The sequence below is a fragment of the Demequina sp. genome (assembly GCF_049841215.1).
Lineage (GTDB): Bacteria > Actinomycetota > Actinomycetes > Actinomycetales > Demequinaceae > Demequina.
Map to the genome: position 1 here is coordinate 181,951 of NZ_JASGEO010000024.1, position 21,561 is coordinate 203,511.

26 protein-coding genes are annotated in these 21,561 nt (G+C 66.7%); 8 read left to right on the top strand and 18 right to left on the bottom strand.

The window, feature by feature from the left end; translation table 11 throughout:
• Positions 1–38: 38 nt before the first annotated feature.
• From QM618_RS12190 to QM618_RS12220, 7 genes are all read right to left on the bottom strand, one after another.
• The gene (locus QM618_RS12190; RefSeq protein ID WP_428099628.1) at positions 39–1,439 is read right to left on the bottom strand and encodes a DUF222 domain-containing protein; all 1,401 of its coding nucleotides are present in this window, start codon (positions 1,437–1,439) and stop codon (positions 39–41) included.
• Between the two features lie 161 nt (positions 1,440–1,600).
• Positions 1,601–2,698 (bottom strand): hypothetical protein, encoded by a 1,098-nt coding sequence (locus QM618_RS12195; protein ID WP_428099632.1) that lies wholly within the window; start codon positions 2,696–2,698, stop codon positions 1,601–1,603.
• Positions 2,695–3,222 (bottom strand): sigma-70 family RNA polymerase sigma factor, encoded by a 528-nt coding sequence (locus QM618_RS12200; RefSeq protein WP_428099635.1) that lies wholly within the window; start codon positions 3,220–3,222, stop codon positions 2,695–2,697. The genes QM618_RS12195 and QM618_RS12200 overlap by 4 nt, the downstream gene beginning before the upstream one ends.
• A gap of 73 nt (positions 3,223–3,295) precedes the next feature.
• Positions 3,296–4,945, bottom strand: coding sequence for a 2-succinyl-5-enolpyruvyl-6-hydroxy-3-cyclohexene-1-carboxylic-acid synthase (menD, locus tag QM618_RS12205; RefSeq protein ID WP_428099638.1), 1,650 nt, complete (start codon positions 4,943–4,945; stop codon positions 3,296–3,298).
• A complete protein-coding gene (locus tag QM618_RS12210) occupies positions 4,942–5,829 on the bottom strand; it encodes an o-succinylbenzoate synthase (RefSeq protein WP_428099641.1) in 888 nt (295 codons plus the stop codon). The genes menD and QM618_RS12210 overlap by 4 nt, the downstream gene beginning before the upstream one ends.
• Before the next feature lie 27 nt (positions 5,830–5,856).
• Positions 5,857–7,110: a hypothetical protein gene (locus QM618_RS12215; protein ID WP_428099644.1), complete on the bottom strand. Its 1,254-nt coding sequence runs from the start codon at positions 7,108–7,110 to the stop codon at positions 5,857–5,859.
• On the bottom strand, positions 7,107–7,643 hold the full coding sequence (locus QM618_RS12220; protein ID WP_428099647.1) for an RNA polymerase sigma factor: 537 nt from the start codon (positions 7,641–7,643) through the stop codon (positions 7,107–7,109). The genes QM618_RS12215 and QM618_RS12220 overlap by 4 nt, the downstream gene beginning before the upstream one ends.
• A 68-nt stretch (positions 7,644–7,711) precedes the next feature.
• Here QM618_RS12220 and QM618_RS12225 point away from each other — a divergent pair, with 68 nt between their 5' ends.
• Positions 7,712–8,641, top strand: coding sequence for a 1,4-dihydroxy-2-naphthoyl-CoA synthase (locus QM618_RS12225; protein WP_428099652.1), 930 nt, complete (start codon positions 7,712–7,714; stop codon positions 8,639–8,641).
• 12 nt (positions 8,642–8,653) lie between these two features.
• Here the strand turns inward: QM618_RS12225 and QM618_RS12230 are convergent, their stop codons facing one another.
• Positions 8,654–9,745, bottom strand: coding sequence for a DUF3048 domain-containing protein (locus tag QM618_RS12230; RefSeq protein ID WP_428099656.1), 1,092 nt, complete (start codon positions 9,743–9,745; stop codon positions 8,654–8,656).
• Between the two features lie 35 nt (positions 9,746–9,780).
• On the opposite strand from QM618_RS12230, the gene QM618_RS12235 reads away from it, so the two are divergent.
• Entirely contained in the window at positions 9,781–10,806 is a 1,026-nt protein-coding gene (locus tag QM618_RS12235) for an AMP-binding enzyme (protein ID WP_428099659.1), read from the top strand.
• A complete protein-coding gene (locus tag QM618_RS12240) occupies positions 10,807–11,676 on the top strand; it encodes a 1,4-dihydroxy-2-naphthoate polyprenyltransferase (RefSeq protein WP_428099661.1) in 870 nt (289 codons plus the stop codon).
• Between the two features lie 83 nt (positions 11,677–11,759).
• Here the strand turns inward: QM618_RS12240 and QM618_RS12245 are convergent, their stop codons facing one another.
• Positions 11,760–12,035, bottom strand: a complete 276-nt coding sequence (locus QM618_RS12245) for a DUF4229 domain-containing protein (protein WP_428099665.1) — start codon at positions 12,033–12,035, stop codon at positions 11,760–11,762.
• A 49-nt stretch (positions 12,036–12,084) separates the two neighbouring features.
• On the opposite strand from QM618_RS12245, the gene QM618_RS12250 reads away from it, so the two are divergent.
• The 3 genes from QM618_RS12250 to QM618_RS12260 all read left to right on the top strand — a co-directional run bounded on the left by QM618_RS12250 (position 12,085) and on the right by QM618_RS12260 (position 13,073).
• Entirely contained in the window at positions 12,085–12,360 is a 276-nt protein-coding gene (locus tag QM618_RS12250) for a PLD nuclease N-terminal domain-containing protein (RefSeq protein WP_428099668.1), read from the top strand.
• A 104-nt stretch (positions 12,361–12,464) separates the two neighbouring features.
• The gene (locus QM618_RS12255) at positions 12,465–12,722 is read left to right on the top strand and encodes a hypothetical protein (protein ID WP_428099672.1); all 258 of its coding nucleotides are present in this window, start codon (positions 12,465–12,467) and stop codon (positions 12,720–12,722) included.
• A gap of 3 nt (positions 12,723–12,725) precedes the next feature.
• The gene (locus QM618_RS12260) at positions 12,726–13,073 is read left to right on the top strand and encodes a ribbon-helix-helix domain-containing protein (protein ID WP_428099675.1); all 348 of its coding nucleotides are present in this window, start codon (positions 12,726–12,728) and stop codon (positions 13,071–13,073) included.
• On the opposite strand, the gene QM618_RS12265 is transcribed toward QM618_RS12260, so the two are convergent.
• The 7 genes from QM618_RS12265 to QM618_RS12295 are packed head-to-tail and all read right to left on the bottom strand — an operon-like array spanning position 13,058 to position 18,965.
• On the bottom strand, positions 13,058–14,170 hold the full coding sequence (locus QM618_RS12265; protein ID WP_428099677.1) for a glycosyltransferase family 4 protein: 1,113 nt from the start codon (positions 14,168–14,170) through the stop codon (positions 13,058–13,060). The two genes, QM618_RS12260 and QM618_RS12265, sit on opposite strands and share 16 nt — an antisense overlap.
• Positions 14,171–14,174: 4 nt before the next feature.
• The gene (gene ccsB / locus QM618_RS12270; RefSeq protein ID WP_428099680.1) at positions 14,175–15,191 is read right to left on the bottom strand and encodes a c-type cytochrome biogenesis protein CcsB; all 1,017 of its coding nucleotides are present in this window, start codon (positions 15,189–15,191) and stop codon (positions 14,175–14,177) included.
• Positions 15,191–16,795: a cytochrome c biogenesis protein ResB gene (gene resB / locus QM618_RS12275; RefSeq protein ID WP_428099682.1), complete on the bottom strand. Its 1,605-nt coding sequence runs from the start codon at positions 16,793–16,795 to the stop codon at positions 15,191–15,193. Before resB ends, ccsB begins: the two co-directional genes overlap by 1 nt.
• Positions 16,795–17,532 (bottom strand): cytochrome c biogenesis CcdA family protein, encoded by a 738-nt coding sequence (locus QM618_RS12280; protein ID WP_428099684.1) that lies wholly within the window; start codon positions 17,530–17,532, stop codon positions 16,795–16,797. The genes resB and QM618_RS12280 overlap by 1 nt, the downstream gene beginning before the upstream one ends.
• On the bottom strand, positions 17,529–18,092 hold the full coding sequence (locus QM618_RS12285) for a TlpA family protein disulfide reductase (RefSeq protein WP_428099688.1): 564 nt from the start codon (positions 18,090–18,092) through the stop codon (positions 17,529–17,531). The genes QM618_RS12280 and QM618_RS12285 overlap by 4 nt, the downstream gene beginning before the upstream one ends.
• Positions 18,089–18,709, bottom strand: coding sequence for a histidine phosphatase family protein (locus QM618_RS12290; protein ID WP_428099691.1), 621 nt, complete (start codon positions 18,707–18,709; stop codon positions 18,089–18,091). Before QM618_RS12290 ends, QM618_RS12285 begins: the two co-directional genes overlap by 4 nt.
• Before the next feature lie 19 nt (positions 18,710–18,728).
• Complete coding sequence (locus QM618_RS12295; protein ID WP_428099695.1) at positions 18,729–18,965, bottom strand: glutaredoxin family protein; 237 nt, start codon at positions 18,963–18,965, stop codon at positions 18,729–18,731.
• A 50-nt stretch (positions 18,966–19,015) separates the two neighbouring features.
• Between QM618_RS12295 and QM618_RS12300 the strand changes: the two genes are divergently transcribed.
• Entirely contained in the window at positions 19,016–19,807 is a 792-nt protein-coding gene (locus tag QM618_RS12300) for an HAD family hydrolase (RefSeq protein WP_428099697.1), read from the top strand.
• Positions 19,808–19,966: 159 nt separating this feature from the next.
• On the top strand, positions 19,967–20,956 hold the full coding sequence (locus QM618_RS12305) for a hypothetical protein (protein WP_428099699.1): 990 nt from the start codon (positions 19,967–19,969) through the stop codon (positions 20,954–20,956).
• Between the two features lie 66 nt (positions 20,957–21,022).
• Here the strand turns inward: QM618_RS12305 and QM618_RS12310 are convergent, their stop codons facing one another.
• Both QM618_RS12310 and QM618_RS12315 read right to left on the bottom strand, forming a co-directional pair.
• Positions 21,023–21,121 (bottom strand): 30S ribosomal protein bS22, encoded by a 99-nt coding sequence (locus QM618_RS12310; protein ID WP_005504750.1) that lies wholly within the window; start codon positions 21,119–21,121, stop codon positions 21,023–21,025.
• A gap of 61 nt (positions 21,122–21,182) precedes the next feature.
• The gene (locus QM618_RS12315; protein WP_428099702.1) at positions 21,183–21,422 is read right to left on the bottom strand and encodes a helix-turn-helix domain-containing protein; all 240 of its coding nucleotides are present in this window, start codon (positions 21,420–21,422) and stop codon (positions 21,183–21,185) included.
• Positions 21,423–21,561 lie beyond the last annotated feature (139 nt).

Sequence of the window (21,561 nt, forward strand, 5' to 3'; positions counted from 1 at the left end):
ATGACAGCGCATCACACGCTTCGCCCCGCCTCGCCGGATCAGGCGGCGAGGCGTACGGAGCTGGACGGTTGTCGTCGCCGAAGCGGATCCACGCTGGAGGGTGGGATGAACCACACCTGACCCTCGTGGTCCACCTCGATGTCCCAGCCACAGTCGTGCACCCGATGGTGACACCCGACGCACAGCATCAGTCCGTTCTTCGCGTCCGACCTTCCCTTGCGGGACCAGAACTGGATGTGGTGAGTATCGCACCATGCTGGCGGTGCGGTGCACCACGAGCAACCTCTGTCTCGCTCCCCGATCACAATGCGCTGCGCTTCCGTGAAGTACCTGCGCGCACGGCCGACGTCCACCGGCAGCGACGCCCCACCGAGCACCACCGGCAGAAACTCCGCGTCCACGGCCATCCTCCGCAAGATCCCATAGTTGACGGGGCCCTCGAGCGAGTCGCACGTCCCGAAGCCCACTGCCTTCTCCAGGACCTCGTGGTCGATTCGCACCACCACGGTTGTCTTGGGCCGGGTGGTCGCGCGGTCGCACCCGGACGCATGCTTCGCGAGCGCAGCGAGGGTGTCGGCATTGATCTGGCCAATGCTCTGCCGTTCCGCCTCGTCCCAGCCGCGCTGATTCGCCATGGCGGCGCGCGCCTCCGCCCCAAACCAGGCGAGCGCAAAGGCGGCCGTCTCTGAGTCGAGCAAACCGCTCACCCTGACCATGCCGTCGGGCTGGGGAGAGAAGGCGAGATACCGATCCTCGCGTTGGCGCGTCTGCCGATCCTCGTAAGCGACCGGGTCTAGTTCCGCGAACCTCGCCAGGCACCAGACGCGCAGCTGCCGCAAGGTGAGCCGAGGCGCCTTGACGACCGCGTCGGCCTCAAACTGGGCCGTGTCGATAGACATCGCCGTAACAGTGGTCTCAATGATGCGGATCTTCTCTGGCGGCAACGTGCCAGACCGTGCGGCTTGCGCGAGAGGCGAGATCACGCGCACCGGCGCAGGCGCGACGGGCGGTGGTGGCACCTCCACGGGCGCCAGGTCGACGGCGCGCACGTCGACGGCGGGCGCGTCGAGATCGAGCGGCACTTCCACGGGAGCAGGCTCCGGCTCGAGCTCAACTGGCGCGCTCACTTCCACGGTGCGCTGCATAGTCTTCCCGAGCGAGATGAGCCGGTGGGCATCGCTCTGCGTGATGCCCGTGCGCCCCGACAGCAGGGCCGCCGTGCTGGGGAATCCCTTCCACCGCGCGAACCGCTCGGGGCCTTCGGAGAGCTCTTCTATGCGGCTCACGAACGGCGCCGCGAATGCGTCGATGGCATTGCGCACCTCGATGAGTCCCGTGGTCCACGCGAGCGCTTGGTCGCCGCTGAGCGCGCCGGGGTCGGCGTCGGCCAATCCGGCCAACGCCTCCATGCGCTGCTGCAGCGACTCGAGCCCGTCCATGCCTCTAGCCAACTCAGGGGGTCTGACATGAACACCCCAAAATCGGCCCTACGAAGGATTCCGTTACCAAAACGTGTCCAAATGTGGATAAACCCGACGGACCGGTCACCTGGGGACGCAGCTTGCCCATCCCAGTGAACAAGCCAAATAGCAGGTACAACTCACCTATCGACCGCAGCCATGTCCACGCGCGTGTCAGCGTCAAACTGCACAGACAACGGCTGGAACTCACCCGTCTCGGGCGTCCACAGCCCGTAAGCGCGGCCATACGTCGACTGTGCGCCAAAGCCGTCAGAGCTCGTCATGACGAGAAGCCGCCCATCGACTACCCCAAGCCCACGAACAGGCGCGTCGCCAACTGACACGGCCACACCTCCAGACGTAGTCAAGATCGGATCGCCCTCGGTCGTCGATCGATTGACATAGATCATGTCCCCTACGACCAGAGGCGGCTCAAGCGGCCCACGACCCACAGCGGTGGTGGTGCTCTCACCGCTCGACACGTCGGTGACGTAGAGGTACGTCGCCCCTCCCGCTGTCGCGCACGTCATCGAGTAGATCTGGCCCACTCGCACGCTCGCGCCGACGCACCGGACAAACGCCAACTCGGGGTCTCCGGGGTCCGGCATCGGAGCAATAGTCGCCTCAGAGCCCGATCCCACCGGACACCATCGATACGCATCCACGCTTCCAAACGAACCCGCACACGGGTCCACAACCATGACGGTTTCACCCAGACCCCAGTTATAGACCGCAATCCGCGCGGTTCCGCTATCGGTGGAATTGCTCAGTAGGAACACTGCCCGCGAAAACTCAGGCTGCACCTGAACAAGGGAGATCTCGGGCCAGTCCGCAACGTCGTCGCCAAGAGCCGCGCGCACCTCAAACCCGGGCACCCGTTCAACCGCCGTCGCGTTCGCATGCACGATTACCACGTCGTTCGCGACACTTCCCACACCATGAGTGCTGACGCTCAACACGGCATCACTCGCGCCGACAGTTCCGAGAATCCCCAGTGGCGAAGCCTCTCCCGGCGTCGCTGCGGGCGCCACCGGCTGCCCGGACCCCGCAAGCCCGTATGCGACCAGTCCCGTCAGGACAACGGAGAGGCCCGACGCTGCCGCCAGGCCCGCGCGCAACCGTCGCCTTCGCGCTACCTCGCCATGGATGCGCGAGACGGCAACTTCGTCCGACGCGCCAGGAGACCACTCGTTCGAGTACCGCACCGCACGCTCGCTCAATTGTGTTTGCAGGCTCACGACCCTCTCCTCACTTTGTGCACAACCACCTCAACGGCTTCCTCGGCTGGGTCCTGCGTGTAGACCCCCGCAAGCACCCCCTGCGCCTCATGCAGGTACCGCTTCACGGTCCCGTCCGCGAGCCCCATAGAAGAAGCAATCTGCGGCACCGTGAGGTCGTCAAAGAACCGCAGCACCACGACGGCCCGCAACTGCGGGCTGAGCGACGCTAGGGCGCGATCAAGATCTACGGATCCCTCGGCGACAGGCACTACGTCGTTGCCAGCAAGAGCGGGCGCCGCCTCCCGGAATCGAGCGTCGCGTCGCGCTCGATCGATGAACACCGACACAATCGCCCGGCGCACATACGCGTCCGCCTGATTCACATGAGCGAAGCCTCGCCCTCGCGAGAACGACTTCACGATCGCGTCATGCACCACGTCCTCGGCTGCGGCAACGTCGCCCGTCAGCAGCGCCGCGTAGCCAACGAGCGCGCCTCGGCGCGTCCGCATCAGCTCGTCCAGCACGGCTGGCCATGTCGCCACGTACCACTCCCCTCATCTTTGAGGACTAACGCCCGGCACCCCGCAAACCGTTGTGCCGCGCCCCACGAGAGGCTTACGCGACCACAGCCTCCACCACCTCAACCCCGCGCGGCGCGCGGCGCAGAGCAAGGCCAAGCTCAGCTACCGAAGAAACGAGCGAGTACCCCGCCCCGTACGCCGCACACAGCGGCCCAATCGCCACGCCATGCGGCGTCGTGAACACGCGCTCCACATGGTCGGAGGGCGCCGCCGAGTGCTCAAGCCCGCCAAAGATGGTCCCGCCCCCGTCGTTCACCACCACGATCCGCACGTCCGGCCGCGCCTCGAGCGGCCCAACGAGCAGCCCGCCAACGTCGTGCAGGAACGTCACGTCGCCCATGAGCGCCTCCACTGGCCCGCGCGCCCCAAGCGCCACCCCCACGGCCGTGGACACGGTGCCGTCGATCCCAGACAGTCCGCGGTTCGCCAGCAGCTGCGGCGCGCGCCCAACGGGCCACGCTGGCGCCACGCGATCGATCGCGCGAATCGGCCCCGACGATCCCACCACAGCAAGGCTCTCGGGCCCCAACGACGCCAGCCACGTTTCAGCGACGGCTTTCGCGTTCCACCCCTCTGTCACCGGAATGCCCGACGCTATCTCTAGCCACGCATTCAGCCACCCCTGGTCTGGGGTTACGTCTGGGCGGTCGAGCCAGGCTCGCGGCACTCGCGGCAACACCTGCGTGGCGTGCAGCGGCGCTTCGCGCCACCGCGCGCCGTGCGCGGCCACATACAGAGCAGGAGCAGACGCAATGAGCGACTGAACGCCGCGCGTGAGCGTTGGCCGCCCAATGACCACCACCTGCTCCACTGAACCGGCGAGTTCCCGCCCCTCCGGTGTGCCCAGCGCGTGCACATACCCCGCAACACAGTTCCCGCCCGCGCGCGCCCCGGACGTGGGTTCCGCGAACAGCGGCCACCCATGCGCCTCGGCAACGATCCGCGCCGCATCCCCCGCGCCGTCGCCCGCGATCACCACGCCACGCGCTACCGACGGCAGCGGCTCACCGATGATCTCCGCCGGCAGCCCCACATTGATCACCCCGGAGAATACGGGCTCTACGCGCGCGGTCTCCGGCCACGCACCGCCATCGGGCCCAAGCGGCTCGCGGAACTCCACATTCAGGTGAACGGGCCCTGCCGCCGCCCGGGCCTCATCGCTCGCCGCGTCACCAGTGGCCGTGGCTGCCGCCCGCGACGCAAGGCGAGTGGCCCGCCCAGGCGGCTCAGCGTCGGCCGGTGCGGCGATGTCAGCGGACCACCGCACAAAGGTGCCGAAAATCCCCACTTGGTCCGTGGTTTGGTTGGCGCCAACGCCGCGTAGTTCGCGCGGACGATCCGCCGTGATGACGATGAGCGGCACGCCCGAATGATGCGCCTCCATGACCGCGGGCAGCAGGTTGCCAACCGCCGTCCCAGACGTCGTCACCACCGCCACCGGCCGCGGCGTGCCCACGGCCGCAAGCCCGCGCGCAATGCCCAGCGCCAAGAAGGCCGCGGAGCGCTCGTCGATGCGCACGTGCAGGCTCACCTTTGGTGCGCCCTCACTGCCCGACGCTGCGGCCACCAAAGCGTGTGCCACCGGTCCGCTTCGGGAGCCCGGGCACAGCACAAAGTCCTCGACACCGTGCACGGCAAGCGACGCCACCAGTTCGCGGGCGAACGACGCCGCGGGGTGCGTCATACGGTGACCTCCAGTTCGCGGGCGCGCAACACGCCATCCACCGGAACCAACGTCTCGGTGACGGTATCCGTGGCAAGAAGCAGACCCGTGCCAAGCCCGCACGCGTACGGAAGCTCGGGGAGCGCCCGCGCAAGTGCGATGCCCGCGGCGAGACCCACCGAGGACTCAAGCGCGCTCGAGACCACAACCGGCAACCCAGCTCGCTCCGCGATCTCGAGGCACGCCTTCACACCGCCAAGAGGCGCCACCTTGAGCACGATGATGTCCGCGGCCTCCGCGGCAACCACGGCGTCCGCGTCGCCAGGGAGGCGCACGGACTCATCAGCGGCGATGGGCGTGTCCACGCGGCGGCGCAGCGCCGCGAGATCGGCAACCGTCGCGCACGGCTGCTCCGCGTACTCGAGGCCCTCGATGCCCCCACGCCTCGCGGCGAGTTCAAGCTCGGTGAGCGCTCGCACGGCGTCGTCCACGTCCCATGCGCCATTCGCGTCCACGCGCACGCGCCCGCCGGGCCCTAGCGCCCCGGCCACGGCCTCTACGCGAGCCGCGTCCTGCAGCGTGGAGCCAAGCCCGCCCACCTTGACCTTGGCGGTCCGGCACCCCGACGCCGCGGCCATCTCGGCCGCCTGGGCCGCTGGCACCTCGGGGATTACGGCATTGGTTGGCACCTCATCGCGTACGGGATCGGGCCATTCGCCGCGCGCCGCCTCCATCGCCGCCGCCCACCAGCGCGAGGCCCTGCGCGGGGTGTAGTCAGCGAAAGGTGAGTACTCCCCCCAGTGGTCCACGCCGTCGGGCCCCTGTGTGTGAAGAAGCACCCCCGAGCGTTCGGTGACCCCCCGAAACCGAGTGGTGAGCTCAACGCGGAACGGCCGGAAGTCCATGCACCTAACCTAAGCGGTGCACCCGGCTCAGCCCAACGGCTCCAAGGCGGGGGCGGGGGCAACGTCCAGCACGCCACGCGGCGTCGTGTCGCTGCCCGACGCTGTGGTGAGGTCGATCACTCGCGTCACCTCATCGAGGGAGACAGAGAAGTAGAGGTCTCCACCCGCGATATACCAGGTGTAACGCCCGTCTCGACACGAGTCGATGGGGCTACCGTTCGCCGTGAGAGCGACGGCGTGGTCGCCCTCGATGGTGCCGACCCCAACACTGCCGTCGGAGAGCGTGCCGTAGAGCGCTCCCGTGCCGCACAGCTTGGAGATGTTGGGGAGCGTGTCGACACCAGTCAGCGGGACCACGGTTCCTGCAATCTGGCCCGCATCCACCTCGAACCCACTCTCCGTTTGGCATCCCACGCCCACCAAGTACTGGCGTGGCATGACAAGCGGCACGCACTTCGTGGTGTCCATGAAGAGGTCCGTGTTCCCCACCATCACGCCGTGGTCGTTCGGTTCGATGCCGGTGATCCCTGCGCGCGGGAAGACGGCGTCGAGAAGCGCCACCTGCTGCTGGTCCGTGAGCTCCGTGCGCACGCTACCGTCCGTGGTGAAGAACTCCTCGCCACATCCGTTGCGCACGACGTAGCCGTCCTCGAAGGCGGCCGCGTATTGCTCCACAACGGGAGCGCCGGGATCGTTCATGCACTCTGATGTCCACGCATTCTCCGTGCGGTCAAGGCTGATCACGGCCAGCTCGGCGTCTGCTGAGATTTCTTTCGCTCCTCGCGGCGACGTGGAGATGAGCGCGGTGCGCGCCGCGGGATTCCAAGCAAGCAGTTGGGCATCGGGGTCGACGGCGACGAGGTTGGCGTTCCATGTGCTGCCGTCTGGGCCCACGATGATGAGCATGACTCCCGCGTTTGGCTCCATCTCCCACATCGCGAGCGCCCAGCGATCGTCAATGAGGTCAAACACCCGCGCGGAGCTAGGAAACGTAGGGTACTCGCCTTGATCGAGTTTGGTGACGCTCACCGCGTCCCTGGATGTCACGTCAACAACCTGCGGCTGAATAGCGGGTGGCACAGGCGTAGGAATATTCACGAGGTTCAGTGCCGCGAGTGTGACCCCGGCGGCCGCGACGATCGCGCCCACTCCCATTCCAAGGGCCCGGCCGGTGCGGCGCCGTTGCACGGACCGCATCACCTCATACTTCGCCGCCAGCGCGTCCACTCCGGTGGCGCCGCTCCGCTCGGCGGCGATGAGCCGCTGCTGAAGATCGTTCATGACCGCACCTCCTTCACCACCACGTCTGCAAGGTCTTCCTCGTCGGCGTCCGTGCCCAACGCTGCCGCGAGCGCTCTCACTCCGTCATAGACATTGCGCTTGACCGTGCCCTCGGCGATGCCAAGGGCGTCGGAGATCTGGGCGATCGACTGATCCGAGAGGTACCGAAGCACCACACACGCCCTCACCCGAGGGGCCAACTGAGCCAGCGCGGCGGCGAGCGCGGGATCTGGCTCAACCACAGCGTCGGGCCCATGCACGGCCTCCATGGGCGCTGCCGCACGTTCGCGCCTGAGCCGCCGGGCGCTCGAGCGAGACATGTCGACAAACCGCGAGGCGATCGCGCGCCGCACGTACGCCTCCGCGCCCGCCACCGAATCAAACCGCGCGCGCCGCGTGAAGGTGGCGATGAGCGCGTCCTGCACCAGCTCCTCGGCATCGTGCCGATTGCGCGTGAGCAGCAGCGCGTAGCCAACGAGCGCGCCGTAGCGCCGCTCTATCAGCTCGTCCGCAACCGCCTGCCAGGCTCCCATCGCGCCTCCTTCGCCCATTGAACGGCACCGGCCGCGTTCCGGGTTGGTACGCGCACTAGGCTCGCCACATGAGCTCTGTTCCGGCCCAGGTCTCCGATCTCATGGACGCCTCCCAGTGGCGCGCCATCGAGGGTTTTCCCGACGCTGACATCACCTATCACCGGTGGGTCGCCAGGTCTGGTGATGAGGAACGCGACCTCCCTGCCGTGCGCATCGCGTTCAACCGCCCCGAGGTGCGCAACGCCTTCCGCCCCCAAACCGTGGACGAGCTGTATCGCGCGCTCGACCACGCGCGCCAAACCGTGGACGTTGCGGCCATCATTCTCACCGGCAACGGCCCGGCGGCCGACGGCGTGCACGCCTTTTGCTCTGGCGGCGACCAGCGGATCCGTGGCCGGGATGGGTACCTGTACGAGGGTTCCGCTGCCAACGCACCGGCCCACGGCGGCCGGCTGCACATCCTCGAGGTGCAGCGCCTCATGCGGAACTCCCCCAAGGTGACGATCGCGGCCGTGAACGGCTGGGCGGCGGGCGGAGGGCACTCGCTCCACGTGGTGGCCGACCTCTCCCTGGCGAGCAAAGAGCACGCGAGGTTCAAGCAGACCGACGCCAACGTCGGCTCTTTTGACGCGGGCTACGGCTCTGCGCTGTTGGCGCGTCAAGTGGGGGACAAGCGCGCCAGGGAGATCTTCTTCCTCGCGCGCGAGTACTCCGCCGAGGACGCCGAGCGCTGGGGTGCCGTGAACGAGGCGGTGCCTCACCTGGAACTGGAGGCGCGCGCCCTCGAGTACGCCAAGATCATCGCCACCAAATCCCCGCAAGCCATCCGCATGCTCAAGTTTGCGTTCAACCTGGCAGATGATGGTTTGGCGGGCCAGCAGGTGTTTGCGGGCGAGGCCACGCGGCTCGCCTACATGACCGAAGAGGCGCAAGAGGGGCGAGACGCCTTCCTCGAGCGCAGAGACCCGGACTGGACCAAGTTCCCGTACGCGTTCTGACGGCGCCGCGCCCTAGTCGCTGAACGTCACCTTGGTCGCGAACTCGCCGTTGGTCGGCACCAGCTCCCACCACGTCTGACCCGGGGCCATGGCCACCGCGTCCCCATTGGAATCCTTAAGCACGAATGGCGCGGTGCGGCTCTTCTTGGACCACGTCACGGCGATGCGCTTGCCGCCGGTAGCCACAAAGCCCTTCCCCTTCTCGCCCGCAACGAGGGTCTCCGGCACCGACATCCCCACCGAGGTTGCCCCGGTCTCGCGCACGGTCACGTAGATGACCACCACGTTGGTGGCGCTGAGCTGCGTGCCTGACGCGGCCTTGTGGGGCGAGTCGTACTCGTAGCGCATCCACAGGGACTTGTCTGCGTTCCACTCCCAGTGCGGGTGCGAGTAGGACGAGAACCGGATGTCGATCTTGGACGTCGGCTTGCCTAGCAGGGTTGCTGTCGCCATAGTGCCGGGATAGGCGAACGCCCACTGCTCCTTGGGCGCCACGGCCCCCTTTGACTGCTCAGCGAAGTCCGCGGGATGCCCGTGCAGGTTGTGGGGGGCAGGCTTGTCGCTGGTGCGGAAGAAGCCGTAGGAGCCCACATCTTGCGCAATGAGCACCGTCCCCGATGCCGCAGCGTCGTTGATGAAGCGCCGCTGCGCCCCAGAGAACACGAGCGGCCCACCGAGCGAGCCCATGATGTTCTTGTCCATAGGACGCATCGAGCGAATGGGGCCAACCTCATCCGGGTAGTTGCTCTGGTACACCGCGATGAGGCGCGAGATGCCGTACTCGACGTTCTCCTCGAACACAACGTCCGCGAACTCGAGGTTGGTCTGCGGCCGCGCGGCCTCCGTGTTCTCGATCTTGATAGACAGCGCGGGCCGCTTCAGGTCACTGGCCGACGCTGTGGTTGCGTCAAGCCCCGTCAGCGGCCAGGTGACGGCCGGCTTGGGGTCCGCGGGCGGGCTGGGTGCGGGCTCGCGATCCACCGGCGACGCCGATGCCTGGACCGTGGTGTTGGGCTCCACCGTGTCGGCGGGCGCGCACGCCCCCACCGCGAGTGCAACGGCAACCGTTAGCGCCGCAAGCCCCGCGGACCTCACCCTGATCATGTCGCGCAGTCTACGGCGCGGCCTACGCTTGACCCATGCAGCACGCCCGCCTTGCCGACAATCCGCGGCGAGCGCTCATCGCCGCGCTGACCGGCGAGGCGGCGGGAATCGCGGTGGAAACGTCGGGCTCCACGGGTGAACCGCGCGAGGTCCTCATCGACACCGACGCCGTGATCGCCTCGGCGCGTGCCACCACCGCGCGCTTGGGTGGGCCTGGCTCGTGGCTGCTTTCTATCCCGCCAAAGAGGATCGGTGGCGCGCTCGTCATCGCTCGCACCTACGTCGATGGCACCGAGTTGCTGACGCGTCCCTCAAGCCTGTCAAACGTGGAGGAGTTCGCCGCCGCCGCGCGCGAACTCGAGGGCCGCCGCCGTTACACGTCGCTCGTGCCAACGCAGGTGGTTCGGTTCGCGCAGACCCCGCAGGGCCGCACGGCCTTGGCGAGCTTTGACGCCGTGCTTGTGGGCGGCGCTCCGCTGCCACCCCTGGATCTCGACGCCAACCTCATCTCTACTTACGGCGCCACGGAGACGTGCGGCGGGTGTGTCTACGACGGCGTGCCTCTTGACGGCGTGGACGTTGCGGTCGTGGACGGCGTGGTTCGCGTCGCCGGCCCGACGCTCGCGCAGGGTTACGCGGATGGCGACGACTCCGCGTTTGTCACCGAAGGCGACGAGCGGTGGTGGGTCACCCCCGATATCGGCACCTGGGATGGCTCCATGCTCGAGGTCCACGGCCGCGTTGATGACGCGATCAACACCGGGGGCTTCAAGGCGCACCCGGCGCGGCTCGAACGCGCGCTCGACGCTCTTCCGTATGTTTCCCGCGCCGCAGTCGCGGGGGTCGCCGACCCCGAGTGGGGCGAGCGCGTCACCGCGTGGGTGGTGCCAGCGTCGGGCATGCCAAGCCTGAAAGAGGTGCGCGAGGACCTCAAGCCGCTCCTCACCCACCTCTATGACCTCCCGCGCGAGCTGCGCATCGTCGAGGAGTTGCCCCTCACCGAGGGTGGCAAGATTGACCGACGCGCGATGCGAACGCTCGCCGCGGGTGAGGAGCAGTAGGTGGCGACATCGTTCGACGACTGGATGGCCGGAGCGCGGCCGCGCACCCTGTGGACCGCGATTACGCCCGTGCTGGTTGGCACGGCCGCGGCCGACGCCGCGGGCGCGTCTCACTTCCTGTTCTCGATCCTCGCGCTCGGTGTGGGATTGGCGCTCCAAGTGGGCGTGAACTTCGCGAACGACTACTCGGATGGCGTGCGCGGCACGGACGTGGATCGCATCGGCCCCGATCGCTTGGTGGCGACGGGCAAGGCCACGCCGTCCGCGGTGAAGGCGGCCGCACTTGGGTCGTTTGGCGTGGCCGCCGTGCTTGGGCTGGCCCTGGTGGCGCTCAGCGGGTACTGGTGGTTGCTTGGCGTTGGTCTGGTGGCGATCGTGGCGGCCTGGTACTACACGGGGTCCGAGCGACCCTATGGATATGCGGGCTGGGGCGAGGTCAGCGTCTTCGTGTTCTTTGGTCCGGTGGCAACGCTGGGAACGATGTACACGCAAGCAGGGCGCGTGACGTGGTGGGCGGTGCTTGCGTCCTTCGCGCTTGGCCTGTGGGCCGTGGCGATGCTGCTGGTCAACAACATCCGCGACATCGAGACCGATGCCGCTGCGGGCAAGCGCACCCTCGCGGTGCGCGTTGGCGACTTCAGGGCACGCCAGCTCTACGCCGCGAGCGTGTCGCTGCCGCTGATCCTGTCCGTGCTCATCGCGTTCGCGCAGCCGTGGGTGCTCATCACGTTGTTGCTCTTGCTGCCCGTTGGGCTGCTGGTGCTTGGCATGCGCTTGCGCGTGGGCGCGGCGCTCAAGCCGCTGTTCCTTGGCACCAGTGCTGTGGGGCTGGTGTACGGGTGCCTGCTCGCGGTGGGGATTGCGCTGTAGGGTCGCGCTACGCCCCCGGACCTCACGCACCTATAGCGCGCAGGGATCCCTAGAAACCGGATCTGACGTACCTACAGGAGACCTCAGGACTCTCGGTCGTCCCTGGTGAAGGCGCCGATCTCAGCGTCTTCTTCCGCGTCCGCCTCGTGAATGTGCTTCTCGGACCTGGTCATCCAGCCGTCCATCTGCGCCGCCGCCTGGCGCCGCATCCCCGGCAACGCCAGGTAGCTCACGAGCCACGCGAGCACAAAGGACGCGATGAGCGAGATCAGGTCTTGCCACTTCACCACCCACCACAGCAGGGCCGCAATCGCGGCCCAAATGCCCAGTCGGGCCAGCCAGTAGGTGAGCACTCTCATGGGACCAGGCTAGTCGCGACCTACGCGCCCATCGAACTACAGTGTGGCCATGCGATATCTGGTGCTGGTGGTGCTCTACGTGGCGATGATCTCGTGGTGCGTCACCGACGTTGCCAATCGCGAAGAGCGCGAGCCCTTTGGATTGCACAAGGCGCTGTGGGTCATTTTCATCGTCCTCGTTCCTTACGTGGGTGCCATCTTCTGGCTGGTGGCCCGCTTTCGCACGCGCCGACGCTACGACGGCTCCGCGCCCGTAGCACCTGACGATGACCCCGACTACCTGCGGTGGCTCCGCGACCAGCAGCGGCGCAAGGGTACCGAGTAGGCGCTCGCCCTCCTCGCGTCCCCCGCAATCAAGCAAAGCTTGCCCCAAGATCCACGATTAATTGTGGTTGACACAATCACCAATTACGGTGGACACTATTCGACGTGGGGGTCACGTGGACGGCCAGCGCCGACAAGCATGGGATCCCCCATGACGAGGCTCTCTACTCCATGGCACACGCGGTACATGTGGCACAGGACGTCCGGTCGGCCGGCCAGAGTGCAACGCTATTCATTGGGCCAAGCCGGTTTGGGACGCTGGAGGTGCTCGCCGAGATCACGCCGCCAGACGGCGTCATGATCTTCCACGTGATGCGGTTGCGGGAATCCACTCGCACCGCCGTTGGCTACGAAGGAGACTGATCGATGAGCAAGATAGCGACCGACCGCACCGATCCGCTCTCATGGTCACCACCCGCCCAAACGCTGTCGGGTGAAGACGCCGCCGCCTACGGGCGGTCCGTCCTCGAGTCAGCGGGCGTCGATGTGGAGGAACTGAATCGACGCGTTGGACGGCCACGTGTCGGCGGCGCCAGAGGTCGGCACGGCGAACGCTCTCCGCGAGTAAACATTGCCGTCACGAAGCTCCAGTACGACGCGTTGCTCGAAATCGAGGAAAGCGAAGGGCGCTCTCGAAGCGAGATCGTCAGGGAGGCGCTCGAGGAGTACTTGGAACGTCGGCTCGCCCGGCCGGAAGGTCACTCCACCCCGTAGAGCTCCCGCATCACGCGCGCGCCAACGAGGTCAAGGTCGAACGACTTCACGTGTTCCTGCTGCGCGGCATGCAGCTCCTCGCGCAAGGCAGCGTCCTCAACCAGTCGCGTCAGAGCGGCGGCGAACGCCGTCGCATCCGTGGCATCCACAGACACCTCTGGGCGCGGCCCAATCACGGACAGGTACCCCGGATTCGCGCCAGCGAGCACCACCCCAGCACCGGAAGCCATCGCCTCGATCAGCACAATCCCAAAGCTCTCACCGCCGGTGGCGGGGAACACCGCGATGTCTGCGTCCGCGAGGAACTGTGGCTTGTCCTCTTCGGACACGAACCCCACGAACGACACGACGTCAGCAAGGTCGTTGCGCACCACCGCGTTCTCCGCCTCGTCCAGCAGCGGCCCTCGGCCCGCGATCCGCACGTCAAGCCGGTCCAAGAGGTCCTGCTCAAGCAGCGGCAGCGCCTCGAGCAGCTCGAGCACGCCCTTGCGCTCCACGAGCCGCCCAAGGAACGCCACGCGCAGCCGCCCGCGCTCTCGCTCCGGAACGCGCCGGAACGCACCAAGGTCAATGCCAATGGGGATCACACGGCAATCAATCCCAAACGACGCGGCAGCGAAGGCGGCGGCCGGCGCGGACACCGCCGCGAAAGCATCAAACTTCCGCAGGTTCTTCCGCAGCGCCACCCCAAGCGCCTTCGTACCCCACTCGGACACCCGCCCATCAGGGAGGATGTGGAACGTCGCCACGATGCGCACGGACCGCGCGCGCAACTTGCGCGCCTCCTCCACCACCCGCCCCGCAAACACCGGCGAGTGCGGCGTCTGCACGTGGATCACGTCGAAGTCTTCAGCGGCCAACACCTCGCGGATCGCGCGCCGTGAAGCCGGGAGCGGAGTCCTCAAACCATTGCCGTTGAAGCGCACAGACGCATTCCGCGCCAAGGAGTGCACATGCGGATCCGCGGAAGAAGAAACAGAACACAACACGTGCACCTCGTGCCCAACCCGCTCCAAATAGGACCGCAGCGAACGCACGTACTGTTGCACGCCGTCGGGCCTATCAATGCTGTCGTCGAGCACCAGCGCAATCTTCACGGAATCAAGACCCCGCGGCGTAGGTGTGGAGGCCCTGGAATACGAAGTTCACCACGGTGAAGTTCATGATGAGCGCGCCAAACCCAACGAGCGCAAGGTAGGCGCTCTTGCGGCCCGCCCACCCCTGCGTGGTGCGCGCGTGCAGATACGCGGCGTAGATCACCCAGATGACGAAGCTCCACACCTCCTTGGGGTCCCATCCCCAGTAGCGGCCCCACGCGTGCTCGGCCCAGATCGCTCCGGCCATCACCGTGAAGGTCCACAGCACAAAGCCCACGGCAATGAGCCGGAACGCGAGCGCCTCCAGCACGTCCGGCTTGGGCACGGCCTCGAGGAACCGCAGGGAGCGGCCCCGCGCCCACGACGTCCGCGGCGTTCCGGAGTCCCGGTAGTCCTTGAGCAGTTGCAGCGCGGTCACGATGAACGCCACTCCAAAGATGCCGGTGCAGATGATCGCGATCGACACGTGGATGATGAGCCACATCGACTGCAGCGCGGGCGGCAGCGTCTGCGCCTCCGCGTAGAGAACGGTGAGGCCAAGCCCCAGCGCAATGGTCGCAAGCCCGGTCACGCCCGCGCCAAGGAAGGTGACGTCCCGCTTGCGTTGCACCAGCAGGAACACGCCAACCGCCACGAGCGCGCCCGTGATCGAGTACTCGTACATGTCCGACCACGGCACATGCTTGGCCTCAATACCCCTGGCAAGTACGCCAACGGCGTTCAGGATGAAGCCAACGAGCGTTGCGGATTTGGCGATGCCAAGCGCCTTGCGCGCGGAACGCGGCAGTTTGAGAGGGATGGGCCCTGCATTGCCCGACGCCGCGGTCACCCCATCGCCAACAGTCGCCGGCGCTCCGGTCACCACCGCCGGCTGGGCCACACGCTGGGCGGCAGCCTTGCGCGCCTGCACTTTGGCGTCCGCCTCGCGCGCCAAGCGGATGGAGTACGCGACCATCGCCACGGCATACAGGATGCACGCGCCCCACAGGGCGGCAACGCTGATGGCTTGAGCGTCGATCATCACTCCTCCTCCCGGCGGCCCGCTGCCGCCATGGCTCGCGCCAACTCCGCTTTGGCCTTCGCCAGGTCATGCGGCGGCGCCAGCGCGGCACCATGGACAAGAGTAACTGGGGCGTCGCCAGCGCCAGCCGTCGCGATCACCCAGATGCGTCTGCGCGCGCCGAACAGGCTGAGCGCCAATCCAAGCAGCGCGGTCACCGCAAAGAACAGCAAGAACGGCAGCGAAGGGTCCGCCCGGATATCAAAGGCGGCATAGCGATAGGTGTCATTCCACGTGAGGCTGCCGGAGCCGTCGGGCAATTCCACCGTCTCCCCTGGCTTGATGACCATCACCGCTTGCTGACCGTCCTCGCCGCGCACCGGGCTGAGGCGCGATTCGTCGAGCTTGTAGACGTTTTGGGGCACGCCGTCGTCGAGGCCGAGGTCGCCCGTGTAGGCGGTGAAGACGATGACGGGGTTGGTGAGATCGGGGTGAAGTGAGAGGAAGTCGGTGCCTTCGCCCACCGCAGTGGGATACAGGGTGGCCTTGATGCCCACCTGCTCGCCGCTCGTGACGTCGGGCGCCTTCACCACGCCCGTGGACGTGTAGAAGCCGTCTTGTGGGATGAACACCACGGGGCCGCTGTAGGCGACGTTACCGTCCGAGTCCGTGAAGGTGAGATCCGGCGCATAGCCGTTGCCCTGCAGATAGATATTGGCGCCGTCAACGCCAAGCGGGCTGTTGACCTTGATGGTGTGTTGGGTGGGTTCGCGGCCCGGCTCGGTGAGGGTGACGTCTGCGGCGAAGCTCTCCGGGCGCCCCGCCAGTGAGAACTGCGAGTGGAACTCGTCAAGGGTGAGCGTGAACGGCTCCAGGGAGTCCTCATTGAACAGCCGCCCAGAGCTGAACGTGTCATACGCCACCACTGAGTTGGTGAAGGAGCGCCCCTCCACGATGATCGCCTGGCCCCGGTACGTGAACGCCGCGCCAAACCCCACGCAGATCAAGATGCCGATGAGCGAGACGTGGAACACGAGGTTGCCGAGCTCGCGGATGTGACCCTTCTCCGCCGCGAGCGCCACCTGGCGCTCGCCCTTCGTGACCCTGTCATCGATGCGCACCCGGTAGCCGGTGAAGGTTCCCCAGAAGCCTGGGTTTGGGCGCAGCGCCTTGGCAACCTGCCCGACGGCCTCGCCGGGTTCACCGCTTGCCTCGCCGTGGGCTTGGGGCTGGTAGCGATCGAGGCGGCTTGGCGCCTTCGTCACCGGGGCGCGCATTTCGCGGTAGTGCGCGATGCAACGCGGGATGATGCAGCCGATGAGGGAGGCGAAGAGCAGCACGTAGATGGCGGTGAACCACGCGGAGCCGTAGACGTCGAGGAAGCCGGCCTTCTCCAGGAACTGGCCCCACCAGCCGTTAGCCTCGACGAACTCGCGGGCCTTGACCGGCTCGCGCGGAGCTTGCGGGAGCACGGACCCTGGGATCGCGCCCATCGCGAGCAACAGCAGCAGGATCAGAGCCACGCGCATCGACGTGACCTGACGCCAGATCCACCGCATCCAGCCGCGGAAGCCGAGGCGCGGCGCCTCGGGAAGCACGTAATTGTCGAGCTTGACGCGGGCCATCAGACGCTCACCCAGAACCCGTCGATCCAGCCTTGCAGCAGGCCCGTGAGGTTGGACCACAGCCCTGTGACGAGCAGGACGCCAAGGATGATCAGCAACGCGCCGCCCACTCGCATGAGCGCCAGGCGGTGCTTGCGCAGCCAGCCAAGCACCTTCGAGGAGTGCTCAATCCAGAACGCGAGCGCAAGGAAGGGTAGCCCCAGCCCGAGGCAATACGCGATCGCGAGAATGATGCCCCGCCCTTGCGAGCCTTCGGTGAGGCTCAGCGTCAAAACTGCAGCGAGCGTGGGGCCGATGCACGGGGCCCAGCCAAGACCAAAGGCGACGCCGAGCACCGGCGCTCCAGCCAGCCCGGCGCGCGGCGAGACGTGCATGCGGCGCTCGTTCTGGAGGAACGGCACGGCGCCCATGAAGGCGAGGCCCATCAGGATCACCACCACGCCGAGGATGCGGCTGATGACGTCGATCTGCGCCTGAACCTGCGCGCCAAGCGCGGACACGGCCACGCCCAGCACGATGAAGACCGCGCTGAAGCCCGCGATGAACAGCAGCACCCCAAGCACCAGCCGAGGGCGGCGGTTCTTGGCGCCAACGTCGGCACCGGCCATGCCGCTCACGTAGCCCAAGTAGCCAGGAACCAGGGGCACCACGCACGGCGACGCGAAGCTCACGAGGCCAGCGAGGATGGCGATGGGAATGGCGGCGAGGAGCGAGCCGGTGAGAACAGTGCCGCTCACGGCGCGGTGTCTCCCGCCACATCATCCACGAGGGACTTCAGCGTTGACGGCTCCGCCTCGCCGATAATGCGGGCATAAATAGTGCCGTCCGGCGCCACCACCAGGGTGGTTGGCACGGCGTTGATCGAGACCAGGCCCTGAAGCTGGGCGATCGCCTTGCCGTCCTCGTCGAAGATGCTGGGGTACTCCACGGAGAAGGTGCGCTCAAAGGCCTGCGCGGTAGGAGCGTCGTCCCTGTTGTTGACGCCGATCACCTGCACGTCGTCGCGAGCGTCAAGCTCCACCATGAGCGGGGCCTCGCTGCGGCATGGCGGGCACGCGGCGTACCACGTGTTCACGAGCACCACCTGGCCCGCGAAGTCCGCGCTATCCACGGGCTCCCCCGCGAACGAGGTACCGGTGAGCGCGAGCTCCTTGGGGTCGTCGAACACCGTGACCGTGCCGTTGCCGCTCACGTAGCCGGGGGAATCGGGGGCGTCCCCAGGGGTGCAGCCCACGAGCCACAGCGCGATAGCGATCAGCAGGGCGATGCCGATGATCCAGCGGGCGATGGGCCTCACTTGGGCGCCTCGATGTGCGCAGCCGGCGTCGAGTAGGTCATGTCAGTTGCCTTGCCGTCCTCGATCGTGAAACTCGTCACGGACGCGACCGCGCACTCGCGAGAGCGGGGGTCGTGGATGAAGCGACGCTTCTCGAAGCTCATGCGCGCCACCCAGATGGGCAGTTGGTGCGAGACCATCACGGTGTCGTGATTGGGAGTGGCCGCGGCGGCGTCCCGGATCGCGGCCCACATGCGCGCCTCTTGCTCCTTGTACGGCTCCCCCCATGACGGCCGCCACGGGTTCCGCAGCAGCCACCAGTTGCGCGGGTGCAGAAAGTCCTTGGGGCCAGACTGCACCTTCGTGCCCTGGTAGACGTTCCCTGCCTCGATGAGCCGCTCGTCGGTGTCCACCTCTAGGCCGAAAGCGGCCGCGATCGGTGCCGCGGTCTGTTGCGCGCGGAGCAAAGGCGAGGCGACAACCCTGCCCACGTCAGTGCCTTGTGCCACGAACGAATCGGCGACGGCGCGCGCCATCGCGTCGCCAGCGTCGGACAGGCGAAACTCCGGAAGGCGGCCGTACAGAATCTTGTCCGGGTTGTGGACGTGACCGTGACGCACCAGGTGGACCAAGGGCATGGCGCCTATTGTCCCAGGGCTACGCGAGTGCCTGGGCCAACACCTGGGGGTCGATGCGCCAGAACCCAACCGTGCTGCCGTCCACGGTGACTACGGGCACCTGCTCGCCGTAGGCGTCCTTGAGGGAGGGATCGGCATCCACGTCCACCAGTTGGTAGTCACTGCCCGACGCTTGGCAGACGGCGGCGACCACCTCAAGGGCGTCGTCACACAGGTGGCAGCCGGCGCGGGTGTACATCACGACGCGAGCGCTCATGTGGTCAGGCTACTTCGTGTTGGTTGGTCGCCGCTGGGTACCATGGCGGCGTGAACTCCCCGGCGTCAGGCACGCAAGTTGCGGCCTTCTTCGACGTGGACAACACCATCATTCGCGGGGCGAGCGCGTATCACCTGGCCCGTGGATTGCGAGAGCACGACTACCTGCGCACGCGCGACATCTTCAAGTTCGCGTTCGAGCAGCTCAAGTACCGGATGTTCGGCGAGACCCAGCAGCAGATGGATGCCGTGACCTCTCAAGCTCCCAAGTTCTTCCGTGGCTGGTCCGCGGCAGAAATTGTGGCGATTGGTGAAGAGGTGTGGGACACGGTGCTCACGCACCGCATCTTCCCTGGCACCAAGGCGCTGATCGACTCCCACTTGGAACGTGGCCACGAGGTGTGGCTCGTGACCGCGTCGCCGCAAGAGATCGCGCGCCTCATCGCGTCCCGCATCGGCGCCACAGGCGGGCTCGGCACGGTCGCCGAGCAGGAGCAAGGTCACTACACGGGCGTCATCGAGGGTGGGCTACTGCACGGGCCGCGCAAGGCAGAGGCGATCCAGGCGCTCGCCGTGGAGCGCGGGCTGGACCTCTCGCGGTCCTACGCGTACGGCGACTCGTCCAACGACGTGCCAATGCTTGAGGCGGTTGGCGTGCCGGGGGCGATCAACCCCGATTCGCGCATGCGGCGCATCGCCGCGGAGCGCAACTGGCCCATCCGCGAGTTCCGCAAGCGCCGCAAGAGCGGGCGGCGTGGGGTGATTCGTGCGTCCGTGACGGGGACCGCGTGGGTGATCCTAGCGGTAGGGCGAGGGATGCGGAAGGCGATCTTCAGGCGGTAGGTCATCCTGCGCGCCCGGCAGGCCAGCCGCCCCACCGAAGTGGGGAGGTGGCACCTGGTGGTAAAGGAACCTACGGAACTTGACGGAGGCAACGCGAACGTGTGGTTGAAACCTGGCACTAGTGACGCACCGCTGTGGCCGTCGGCAGAACCGTTGGTCATGGTGTTTCGCTCGACGACGCAGTTTCCCAACGTGATGCGCGGCTGGATCCTGGGCGCACAGAACATTGGCAAGACACCGCAAACCGAGCGCTTGGCCCTTGAGGAGCGCGACGTGCTTACCCCGGGAGGCGCGTTCCTCATCTTTGAGAACACTCGTGACTTCGCAAAGGAGGTTGGTTCTGACCGACCGCATTGGTCCACCGAGGGTTTCTATCGCGTCGAGATCGCTACTGGTGCTGTCTCGCGGGCGACGTTCGATCCGCCGGTGAAGAAAGGGACCGGTCGGTATCCATTTGGGGGATCGCCATCTGGGCAGCAACTCGTCATGGCCGAAGGAGTGGTGGACGAGGCTGTCAGGGAAGGGGTCCTGCGTGGCGTGGACCAGAGCAGGATGAAGCCTTGGGAACTCAACGACCTGTTGTACCAGGCCTCCCGCACGCGACTGCTGGTCGCGACGTTCGGCGGTGAGCCGCCGCGCACGATTGAAGTCCTTAACGCCGTCCTAAATGGAGTTACGGACACAACCACGATCCAGTGGTCGCCGAACGGCCGGCTGGTGGCAATCTCTCTCGTGTACCGGAACGAGACCAACCGGTGGCCCAAAGAGGTAACGGTCTATGACACTGACACATGGGAGGTGGCGGCCCGGCTCGAGGGCGGAAATCTCTCCGGGTCAGCGTCCTGGGGGCCTGACAGCGATCGCGTCCTCGTGGAAGGAACCGGTGACGAGGCGTGGATCCATCATCTTGACGGCACCAAAGAGCCAGTGACGGTGCTGCCGTCATATGGCACTCGCGACACCCGCCCGGTCCGCGCGCTTGGACTGGCTGACAATGAGCATCTGCTCACTCTGAGGGTCCGCAACGATCGAGCTACCATCATGCGCACATCGCTGTCCGAGGGAACTCACGAACGGCTACTCAGTTGGGACGGTCAAGAGGACACGTACCCCGTAATTGCGCAGATGCCCCCCGAGACCTGGCGCTAGAGACATAGCCAGCCACAGCGTCGGGCCGCCAGGGCATGAAAAAAGCCCGCCTTAAGCGGGCTTTGATCACTTCTTGTTGCGACGCTGGTGGCGCGTCTTCCGAAGAAGCTTGCGGTGCTTCTTCTTCGACATGCGCTTGCGGCGCTTCTTGATGACGGATCCCATGGAACCAACCTTGGAGCTAGAAACTTATAGTCACAGTCCGTCGGACGTGACAGACAAGGAACTATCCTACCGTGCCGGAGCGGTGCTCGTCATCCTCGGTGATGTAGCCCCCGGCGAGCTCGGCCTGTTCCATGAAGGTCTCGACGGCCTGCTGGGGCACGCGGAAGGAGCGGCCAAAGCGCACGGCGGGGAGTTCGCCCGTGTGAATCCAGCGGTACACGGTCATGCGCGACACACGCACCATCTCCGCTACCTCCGCTACCGTGAGGAACGTGGTGCGATTCGCGCCGCTATTGGCCATGTTCGTTGGTTCTCCCTCGTGAGACTTCACCGCGGATATCGGCTGTCTTGAGGCTCCACTGTAGGGGCAGATGTGACTGTTGTGAACCCTGTGACTCGTGCCGATAGTGATAACGGCGGCACTGCCGCACAGCGGGCTC